The 9,923-nt window shown below is 64.9% G+C and carries 8 protein-coding genes; 2 read left to right on the top strand and 6 right to left on the bottom strand.

The annotated features are described in order from the left end of the window. Window positions 1-181 precede the first annotated feature (181 nt). On the bottom strand, window positions 182-316 hold the full coding sequence (locus ACLFKU_RS10745; protein WP_013089067.1) for a hypothetical protein: 135 nt from the start codon (window positions 314-316) through the stop codon (window positions 182-184). 341 nt (window positions 317-657) lie between these two features. Between ACLFKU_RS10745 and ACLFKU_RS10740 the strand changes: the two genes are divergently transcribed. Both ACLFKU_RS10740 and ACLFKU_RS10735 read left to right on the top strand, forming a co-directional pair. Then, a complete protein-coding gene (locus ACLFKU_RS10740) occupies window positions 658-1,320 on the top strand; it encodes a hypothetical protein (protein ID WP_026228072.1) in 663 nt (220 codons plus the stop codon). 177 nt (window positions 1,321-1,497) lie between these two features. Further along, window positions 1,498-3,447, top strand: coding sequence for a DUF3857 domain-containing transglutaminase family protein (locus ACLFKU_RS10735; RefSeq protein WP_410849082.1), 1,950 nt, complete (start codon window positions 1,498-1,500; stop codon window positions 3,445-3,447). A gap of 57 nt (window positions 3,448-3,504) precedes the next feature. Here the strand turns inward: ACLFKU_RS10735 and ACLFKU_RS10730 are convergent, their stop codons facing one another. The 5 genes from ACLFKU_RS10730 to glgC all read right to left on the bottom strand — a co-directional run bounded on the left by ACLFKU_RS10730 (window position 3,505) and on the right by glgC (window position 9,702). Next, complete coding sequence (locus ACLFKU_RS10730; RefSeq protein WP_368585552.1) at window positions 3,505-4,656, bottom strand: branched-chain amino acid ABC transporter substrate-binding protein; 1,152 nt, start codon at window positions 4,654-4,656, stop codon at window positions 3,505-3,507. Between the two features lie 430 nt (window positions 4,657-5,086). Next, window positions 5,087-5,548, bottom strand: a complete 462-nt coding sequence (locus tag ACLFKU_RS10725) for a hypothetical protein (RefSeq protein ID WP_368585553.1) — start codon at window positions 5,546-5,548, stop codon at window positions 5,087-5,089. 158 nt (window positions 5,549-5,706) lie between these two features. After that, window positions 5,707-6,573, bottom strand: coding sequence for a pyridoxal kinase PdxY (gene pdxY / locus ACLFKU_RS10720; RefSeq protein ID WP_176108975.1), 867 nt, complete (start codon window positions 6,571-6,573; stop codon window positions 5,707-5,709). A 265-nt stretch (window positions 6,574-6,838) separates the two neighbouring features. Further along, window positions 6,839-8,299 (bottom strand): glycogen synthase GlgA, encoded by a 1,461-nt coding sequence (gene glgA / locus ACLFKU_RS10715; RefSeq protein WP_410849075.1) that lies wholly within the window; start codon window positions 8,297-8,299, stop codon window positions 6,839-6,841. 137 nt (window positions 8,300-8,436) lie between these two features. Continuing rightward, entirely contained in the window at window positions 8,437-9,702 is a 1,266-nt protein-coding gene (gene glgC / locus ACLFKU_RS10710) for a glucose-1-phosphate adenylyltransferase (RefSeq protein WP_368585555.1), read from the bottom strand. Between the last annotated feature and the right edge of the window lie 221 nt (window positions 9,703-9,923).

The raw sequence follows: 9,923 nt of genomic DNA, 5'->3' as shown, positions 1-9,923 counted from the left end.
GTGAACACCTCAAGCTGCTCATCAACGTAAAACGGCCCGGTCGACAATGCGACCGGGCCGTCAAGTCCCGTCCTGCTCGCTATACCGTTCGATATCTTCGGAAAGACCTTAACTGAACGGCATTACCGCGAAAGCGGGGCTTTTTATGTGCACCGCGTCCTTGGACACGGTTTCACCGCCATTAGTGGCAGCGCTTTTCCCAGTGATGATGAACCTTCACCTTATGGCACTCGTGGTGATGTTCATAAGCTTGAGCGGGGGCGATCGCGCTCAGGGTAGCGACGGCTGCGGCGATGGCGAGAACGATTTTCTTCATTACAAAACCCTTAAGTCAATGTTGTGGGCGACCAATGCAGCACGACGCGTGCCGCATCGGCGTGTAAGCATGCCACATCGAAGGGACGCGGATAGGAACGGTGCGCAATTGCGTGTGTCAATGCAACACGCGATGTGTTGTAAGCCCTGGTTTAGCGTGCTTTGCGCTGAATTGGCCGGTGCCTGCCGTGTCATACGTGTACCTTCGGTATCGGGGCCTCACCGCAAGCAAGGCGGCGCAGCGGCATTGCGCGCGACACCGCCAGACGACTACCCTTTCAAAACGATGACATGCGCGACGCGGTCATCGATTCATCAGGCGAAAAGATGGAAGACCCAGCGATGGAAGATTCCGACGAATTGCTGCTGCCAGTCTGGCGCGCGAACCTGGTGTTGCTGACCAGCGAGGTTGGCGCCGCGAGCCGGCTCGCGCGCATGATGACCTTTTCCGCGAGCTATCTGAAGCTGATGCTGTCCGGCCAGCGCGAATTCAGCGAGGAATTCGTGCGCGGCGTCGAGGCGGTCACCGGCTTGCCGGGCGGCTGGATGAACGTGCCGCACAGCGGTCACGAGATTCCGCCGAATGCGCGCGAGGCGATCGACAACGAGCAGCCGCTCGCGCGCTTTCGCGGCACCGCGCATCCGGTGCGCAAGAAGACCGTGCTGCGGCCCGAGCCGATCTTTGGGCAGCCGGGGCCCGCGCGTCGCGTCGAGGAAGAAACGCTCGATGTCGAAGCGCACCGCCGTCATGTGCATTTTCGCAAGGTACGCGATGTCGCGACGCAGGAAGTGCGGCGCTTCGAGCGGCATCTGCTGCATGCGCCGGTCGAACTCGCGTCGATGCGTGCAAAGGTCGAAGACGTCATGGCCGCGGCCGAGCTCGACGACCGCATTCAGGCCGACCTGGAGGGGCGGCTCGAACAGATCGACAAGCACCGGCACATGCTGCTGCGGCACGTGGAAAAGCTGCAGGCGCTGCTGAGCCAGCTCGACGACGGCGAGTGATCGCGATTGACGCCGGCTCGGCCCGAAACGCGCGGGCCGGCGATGTGCTACAACGACGACACGAATCTTGCCGAGGTGGATCTTGGAGAACATCGTCGTTACGTTGGCGCACGTATCGATCGTGGAGATCGGGCTTGCGTGCCACGAGCGGCGCGCGTGGAGCGGGGTGCGTCGTTCATGACGCGCGCGCGCAGGGTCGCCGCATGCATCGGCGCGCTCACGCGAAGCGTGCGCGCCGCCGCGTTGCTTGCGGCGCTGACGGCCGCGAGCGGCATCGCGTTGCCCCTTTGCGCGATCGCCGCCGAAATCGCCACCTCCGCCAACGAACGCGCGCCTGCGACGATCGAGCGCGACGTGCATTTGTTCGTGATCCAGAAAGACGGCTCCATCGAGGAACACGACGACACCGTGATGCGCGCCGACACGGCCAGCGGCATCGACGCGATCGCGCAACGCTATGTGTGGTTCAACAAGGACATCGAGCAGGTGCAACTGCTGGCCGCCGAGACGATCGACCCTGACGGCACCGCCCATGCGGTCGGTCCCGAAGCGATCCGCGACGTGCAGGAGCCGCGCTCGTCCGGCGCGCCGAGCTTCGAGGACGGGGTATTGCGCACGGTGATCTTCCCCAGCGTCACGACCGGCTCGCGCGTGCATCTGGCGTTTCGCAAGACCCGCGCGAAGCCGCTGCAGGTGGGCACCTTCGGTTATCTGGTCGAGCCGTCGCTCGAGCCCGTCGACGAGCAGCGTCTGATCTTCGATCTGCCCGCCGACGTGCCGCTCTATACGGATGCACGCGGCTACGTCGCGGTACCGCCCGTCACCGCGAACGGGCGCACCCGCTACGAGTTCGACTATCGGCACGGCCCGTATCCGCGCGTCGAAGCGGGCGCGGTCGGCTACGCGAATTGGGGCGACCGGCTGATGGTGTCGACGGTGCCGGACTTCGCGAGCTTCGCCGAGCGCTATCGCGGTCCCGCCGACAACGACGCGACCCGCGACGATCCGGCGATCGTCAGTCTCGCTCGGCAACTGACGGCCGGCCTCAGTGATCCGCGCGACAAAGCCCGCGTGTTATACGACTGGATGCGTCTGAACATCCGCTACGTCGCACTTTTTCTCGGCGAGACGGCGGCGATTCCGCACAAGGCGGCCGATATCCTGCGCAACCGCTACGGCGACTGCAAGGACCACGTCGCGCTATACGGTGCGTTGCTCGCGGCGGTCGGCATTCGCAGCGAGCCGGTGCTGCTGAATCTCGGCCCGTACTACACGCTGCCCGAGGTGCCGGGCTACGGCGCGAGCGCGATCAATCACGCGATCATCTGGATTCCCGAGCTGGCGCAATTCGCGGACACGACAGCGGGCGGCACCGCGTTCGGCTATCTGCCTGGCGGCGTGATGGACCGGCCGGTGCTGCTCGTCGGCGATGGGGTGCTCGCGCGCACGCCGGCCACTCAGCGGCACGAACGCAACGCGCGCGTGCAGATCGACATCGATGAAAACGGCACCGCGCGTTACGCGTACCGCGTCGAAGACCGGGGTTATCCCGCGGAGATCGAACGCAACACGTTCCGACGCGCGACGCGCCAGGGCGCGCAGCAGATTGCCGCGAGCCGTCTGCTGAAAACGGGCTTGCATGGCACCGCGCAGTTGCAGACCGACGACGTCGACGTGACCGGCGGACCGTTCGCGACCTCGATGCAGGGCAGGGTGCCGCATCTGATCTGGCCGGACGGCACGACCGCGGTGCCGGCGCTGACGAGCCTCGCCGGCGGCATGAACTCTCAGGTCGAGACGTGGCTAGCGGAGCCCGTCAGAACGCAGCCGTGGGCATGCATCGGCGGGGAGTTCGATGAGACGCTGGAAATGAGTTTGCCGCGCTTCGTGCGCGTGACGGACCTGCCGACCGACAGCACGGTCGAGGACCCGCTGCTCTCATTTGCGTCGCGCTACGTGTTCGATCCGGCGACGCGCACCTTGCAGGTCACCCGGCATCTGCGCGCCGCGTTCGGCCACCAGATGTGTACGGCTAACGAGTTCGCGGCGATTCGCGACGACCTCGTGCGCATCGAGCGCGATCTGGATGCCGAGGTGGTCGTCCGGGCGGCGAGCGCGACGCAGTAGCGCGCCCGCGCCGGCCGTAAGCCGGGCAGGGCCGCTACGATTCACTGGACGGCGAGCTTAGGTGCCGCTCTTCGTCACCACCGGCACCCACGCGCCGTTCTTCACCTGATACAGCGTCGACGCGCCGCTCTTCAACGCGCCGGTGTTGTCGAACGAGATCTTGCCGGTCACGCCGTCGTAGTCGATCGACTTGAGCACCGGGCGGTACACGTTCGGCGAGTCGGATTTGGCCTGCTGCATCGCCTTGATCGCGACCCATGCGCCGTCGTAGCCGAACGGCGCATACGACAGCACATCCGCGCCGAAGCGCTTCTTGAACTTCGCGTTGAAGTCCTTGCCACCCGGCAGTTGCGCGAGCGGGCGGCCGTATTCCCAGGCCATCGCCCCGTCGGACGCGTCGCCCGCGAGCTTGATGAAGTCTTCGTCCATCACGCCGCCGCCGCCGACCAGTTGCGCGTTCAGGCCGAGCTGCTTCATGCGCCGCGCGAAGCCCGCCGCCTGGCTGTCGAGGCCGGCAAAGAACACGAGGTCCGCATTGGCACCCTTGAACTTGGTGATCTGCGTGCTGAAGTCGACCGCGTGGTTGTCGGTGTAGTCGCGCGCGACGATCGTGCCGCCGTGTGCCTTTACGGCCTTCTCGAACTCGTCGGCTTCGCCCTGGCCGAACGCGGTGCGATCGTCGATGATCGCGATGCGCTTGGCCTTCGTTACCTCGACCGCATAAATGCCTGCGTTGCCGGCGTTCTGCGCATCGGTCGAAATCACCATGAAGGTATTCGCGAAGCCGCGGCCCGTGATGATCGGATTCGTCGCGGCGGGATCGAGCACTGGAATGCCGGCCTGCTCGTAGACCTGCGAGGCCGGGATCGTCGTGCCCGAGTTGAAGTGGCCGACCACCACCGCGACGCCCGAATCGACCAGCTTCTGCGCGGCCTGCACGCCGACGCGCGGGTCGGCCTGGTCGTCCTGCGAGACGATCTCGAAGTGCGCGACCTTCTCGCCGATCTTGATCTTCTGCGCGTTGGCTTCGTCGATCGCGAGCCGCACACCGTTTTCCAGATCCTTGCCGTAACCGGCATTGGCGCCCGTCAGCGGCGCGGCAAAACCGATCTTGACCGGCAGGTCGTCGGCAAAACTGGCGACAGGCGCGACGGCAAACATCGCACCCACGAGCATGGCCAGCGGTTTCAGCGTGTTGCGAAGACTCATGGTCTCTCCTTGCATCGACGGTTGTTATGAAAGCGGTACGACAGCAATGCGGTACGACACGTGAGGCCGAGGGGAGCCCTCGCGCATCGCAAGGCTACGAAGGATCGGTCGCCGCTCACAATGCTGGAATACGCGCAGTGACGTTGCGCTTCACAGCGTGTTCGCGGGGTCAATCTGGGGCGAATATAGAAAGCCAAATTGCCGTCGTCTTGGCAATTCGTGGCGTTTTGGATGAGCATTTCGGCATAGCCGGCGGGATGTCCGTCACGTCCACAGGGAGCGTGCGTGAGGCATCCAGGCTGGCTTGCCGCGAGAATTTCCGCTTGGGCTGCGGATTACGGCATACGCTTAAGAAACCGGCGCGAGCGCGCCGGCCGGTGTTGCAGTGTTGCGGAGTTAGCGTTGCGGCGGGGAGATTCGAGCCTCTTGCCTAGCGCTCGCCTTGCTGACGCAGCAGTTCCTCACGCAGACGCAGAAGCGGCGCCTTCGTGTCTTCGTCGGCCCACGTGTCCAGATCGTCGATCGCGCGCTGGCAGCCGTCGAGCACCACGTCGAGATCGACCGGCACGCCGTTGTTCAGCGCGAATTCGATCGTCTCGGCGAATTGCTGGCACTCGTCCTCGCCGTAAGAGATGTCGAGATTGTCGGCGATGATTTCGGCGATGTTGCTGCGTGCCTTGTCGTCGGCCGTCACCATCTCGACGATGCCGCGCGCGACGGCAGGCGAGTAGTAGAGCGCGATATCGAGCCATTGCGCGGGATCGAAGTCGGGCTGGTCGAACTGGTTCTCGAAGAACTCGATCGCTTCCTGTTCGTGCGCTTCGTCCGCGTCGACGCTGATGCACAACTGCTCAAAAAATTCTTCCCGCTCGCTGCGGATATGACCGTCCATCGAATGCCTCGTCTGCTGAATGCCGGATGCTGAAAATCCCGTGGAATGCGGGCGCAAGCCCCGTTCCACGCGGCACGCATTATAGGACGGCTGCTCGCGTGACGTTGGCGGCGAGCGCCCCGCAACAGGGGACGCGCCTCAGTGACCCGAGCTCGACCTTAAGCCGTCTCCGCAACCCACGCATCGAACCACTCGCGCGGCTGGGCGATTTCATTTTGCATCGCCACCAGTTCGAGTTCGTAGCGTCCGGCCTGCCAGGTCGCCTTGACCACCGCGTTGACGGCGGCGAGCGTGTGCTCAAAGGCCGAGCGGATCGAATCGCCGAGCAGCGTGCGCGCGACGAAGACCGCGCTCGTCAGATCGCCGACGCCGACCGGCTGGCGCGCGAACGGATAGAGCGGGCGCTGTCCCATCCACGCTTCACGCTCTGTGACGACGAGCATGTTGAAGCGGTCGGCGGGACTGTTGCGATCGAGCAGATGCTTGACGAGCACGAGCTTCGGCCCGCGCGCGAGCACCTCGCGGCACGCGGTGACGGCTTCCTCGAGCGTCTCGATCTCGCGGCCGACGAGGCGCTGCAATTCGATGTGATTCGGCGCGATCCCGTCGGCGACCTGCGGCATTTCGTTGACCAGAAATTCCTGGATGCCGGGGTCGACCTTGTAGCCGCCCATCGCACCCATCACCGGGTCGCAAAAGTACCAGGCGCGGGGATTGGCCGCCTTCACGGCCTTGACGATGTCGATCACCGCCTGCGCCTGTTCCGTCGTGCCGAGATAGCCGGAGAGCACCGCGTCGCAGCGCGGCAGCATGCCGATCGCGCCGATGCTGTCGACGAGATCTTCCATCTTCGAAGCGTCGATCGCGCTGCCGCTCCAGTGTCCGTATTGCGTGTGGTTCGACAACTGGACGGTGTTGAGCGGCCACACGTTGACGCCGAGCCGGCACATCGGAAACACGGCCGCGCTGTTGCCGGCGTGACCGAACACGACATGGGACTGAATGCTCAGAACGTTTTTCGTCATGGTAAGGCTCGCGCAACCGGTAATGCGCGATCAACAAAGCGGGAAGGGAGTCTCACGCGGGCGGGCCGATGGCCCTGGCGCCGCGCGGCAGACATGCCTGATACAGATGGTGCAGGAAAAACGCACGAACTGCATAGCCGGCAAGTCAGCAAACGATACAGGAGTTTGACAGCCGCGAGTTGATCCGTCCCCGTGCTGTTGCGCCGAACCATCAAACGCGCGTGAACCTTAACGAAAGCTGACAGTTTCCCGCGTGGCCGATGCTTCAGACGAGCTCGCGATACAAGGCCAGATAGCGGTCGGCCGACGTGCCCCAGCCGAAGTCCTGGCGCATTGCGCGTCGCTGCGCGGCCTTCCATTCGGTGCGGCGCCCGTACAGCGCGAACGCGCGGCGGATCGCTGCGGCGAGGCCGGTCGGATCGAAGCGGTCGAACACGAAGCCGGTCGCGACATCGTCGGCGAGGTTTTCGAGCGATGCGTCGGCGACCGTATCGGCGAGACCGCCGACGCTGTGCACGAGGGGCAGCGACCCGTAGGCGAGCGCATAGAGCTGCGTGAGCCCGCACGGCTCGAAGCGCGACGGCACCGCGACCACGTCGCTGCCGGCGATGATCGTATGCGCGAGCGCTTCGTCGAAACCGAGTTCGACCGCGACCGATTCCGGATGCGCCTGCGCGACCATCCTCAGGCCATTCTCGAGCGCCGGATCGCCGGTGCCGAACACGACCAGTTGGCCGCCGCGCTTGACGATTTCGGGCACCGCGCCGAGCAGCAGATCGAGGCCTTTCTGTTCGGTCAGCCGGCTCACCACGCCGAACAGCAGCGCGTCGCTTCGTTGCGCGAGGCCGAAGCGCTTTTGCAGCGCTTCCTTGCAGGCGAGCTTGCCGGCCAGCCGCGACGAGCTGTAGCGCGTCGCGAGCAGCGTATCGCTGGCGGGATTCCACACCGCGTAGTCGACGCCGTTCAGGATCCCGCTCAGATCGTGCGCGCGATGGCGCAGCAGCGCATCGAGCCCGCCGCCGTGCGCGAGCGTCTGGATTTCGCGCGCATAGTTCGGGCTGACGGTCGTGATGCGGTCGGCGTAATAGAGCCCCGCCTTCAGGAACGACAGCTGTCCATAGAATTCGACGCCGTGCATGTTGAAGAAATCGTGCGGCAGGCCGAGCAGGCCGAACTGATGCGCGGGAAAGATCCCCTGGTAGGCGAGGTTGTGGATCGTGAACACGCTGTGCGCGGGCACGCGGCCGTGCTCGCGTTCGGCGGCCTTCAGGTAGGCAGGCGCGAGCCCAGCATGCCAATCGTGCGCATGGACGATCTGCGGCGACCACGTCGGGTCCATCTGCTGCGCGAGCTGCGCGGCGACCCAGCCGAGCAGCGCGAAACGCTGCGCGTTGTCGCCATACGGCACGTGTTCGTCGTTCAGATACGGGTTGCCGGGGCGGTCATACAGCGACGCGGCGCGGATCACGTAGACCGCGAGCCCGTTGGTGGGCAGCGTGCCGCGTTCGAGCGTCACGTTCGGCGCGCCGAAGCGGCTGCCGAGTTGCGCGACCGGTTGCAGATCATGCAGTCCCGCGAGCACCGCGGGAAAGCCGGGCAGCAGCACGCGCACGTCGGCGCCGCGCTCGATCAACGCGGACGGCAGCGCGCCCGCGACGTCGGCGAGACCGCCCGTTTTGAGAAGGGGATACAGCTCGCTTGCGACGTGCAGGGCGCGAATCGTCATAGACCGGGTCTCTGTCGGGTTGGCAGGGTTGCTCGGGTTGGTAAAAAGGTGAGCGGTGCTGCGGGTGAAGCCGGATGAAGCGAGCAAAGGCGTAGCCGGCGGCGTGCGGCCGCCGGCGCGGGCATGCGGCGGGCGCGCTACTTCGGATGAGTGCGCAGCGCTTCCTGCGTGACCAGCACGACGCCATCGTCGGTGCGATAGAAGCGCTCGGCATCGCGCGCCGGGTCTTCGCCGATCACGGTGCCTTCCGGGATCGTGCAGCCACGGTCGATCACCACCTTCTGCAGGCGGCAACTCGCGCCGACCGTGACCTGAGGCAGCAAGACTGCCTCATTGATATTACAGAACGAACTCACTTTCACGTTCGACGACAGCACCGAGCGCGAAATCTGCGAGCCCGAGATCACGCAGCCGCCGCAGACGATCAGGTTGTTGCCCGAACCCTGCAGCCCCTTCATGTCGCGTACGAACTTCGCGGGCGGCAACTGCTCCTGGTAGGTCCAGATCGGCCATGACTCGTCGTACAGGTCGAGCGTCGGAATCGTCGAAGCGAGGTCGAGGTTCGCGGCCCAATACGCGTCGATCGTGCCGACGTCGCGCCAGTACGGCTCGACGCTCGGGTCCGACGACACGCACGACATGCTGAACGGATGCGCGATCGCCACGCCCTGCGTGACCACGCGCGGCAGGATGTCCTTGCCGAAGTCGTGGTCGGTATCGATCGCGGCGATGTTCTCTTCGAGTTGCGTGTACAGATAGTCGGCGTTGAACACGTAGATGCCCATGCTCGCGAGCGCGGTGTCGGGACGGCCGGGCATCGCGGGCGGGTCGGCCGGTTTTTCGACGAAGCCTGTCACGCGGCGGTTTTCGTCGACGGCCATCACGCCGAACGCGACCGCGTCCATGCGCGGCACCTCGATGCAGCCGACCGTGCAGTCGGCGCCGCTGTCCGCGTGATCGGCGATCATGCGCGTGTAGTCCATCTTGTAGATGTGGTCGCCCGCGAGCACGACCACATACTTCGGACGGATCGAGCGGATGATGTCGAGGTTCTGGAACACAGCGTCGGCGGTGCCGCGATACCAGTGCGCGCCTTCGACGCGCTGCTGCGCGGGCCACAGATCGATGAATTCGCCCATCTCCCCGCGCAGGAAGCTCCAGCCGCGCTGCAGATGCCGCAGCAGCGAATGCGCCTTGTACTGCGTGACCACCGCGATGCGGCGGATGCCGGAATTCAGGCAATTGGAAAGCGCAAAGTCGATGATCCGGTATTTGCCGCCGAAGTGCACCGCCGGCTTCACACGCTTGTTCGTCAGCGGCCCGAGCCGGGTGCCGCGTCCGCCGGCGAGGACGATCGCCAGGGTAGTGCGCTGTAAGTCGTTCAGCCGTGCCGGAGTATTCATATTTGTCTCCTGTCGATCGGCGCGAGCCCTTCATCACTCACGCCGACCTCATGCAAGATGGTTGCTTGATTGATGTACCCCCGGGAATGATCTGGCCGCGTCCTCTCCGCTGATGATTTGGGCTGCCTGGCAGTCGCACCGCACTGCCGTTCTTTGGTGCCTGTTTATCGCGAGTCCGTCAGTCAGTTCTAGCACCGATTGGACTCGAATGAATAAATGTT

The organism is Paraburkholderia sp. EG304 (assembly GCF_046543485.1).
Classification (GTDB): domain Bacteria; phylum Pseudomonadota; class Gammaproteobacteria; order Burkholderiales; family Burkholderiaceae; genus Paraburkholderia; species Paraburkholderia youngii.
The sequence above is the reverse complement of the archived record's forward strand: the minus strand, read 5'-3'. Positions and strand labels throughout refer to the sequence as shown.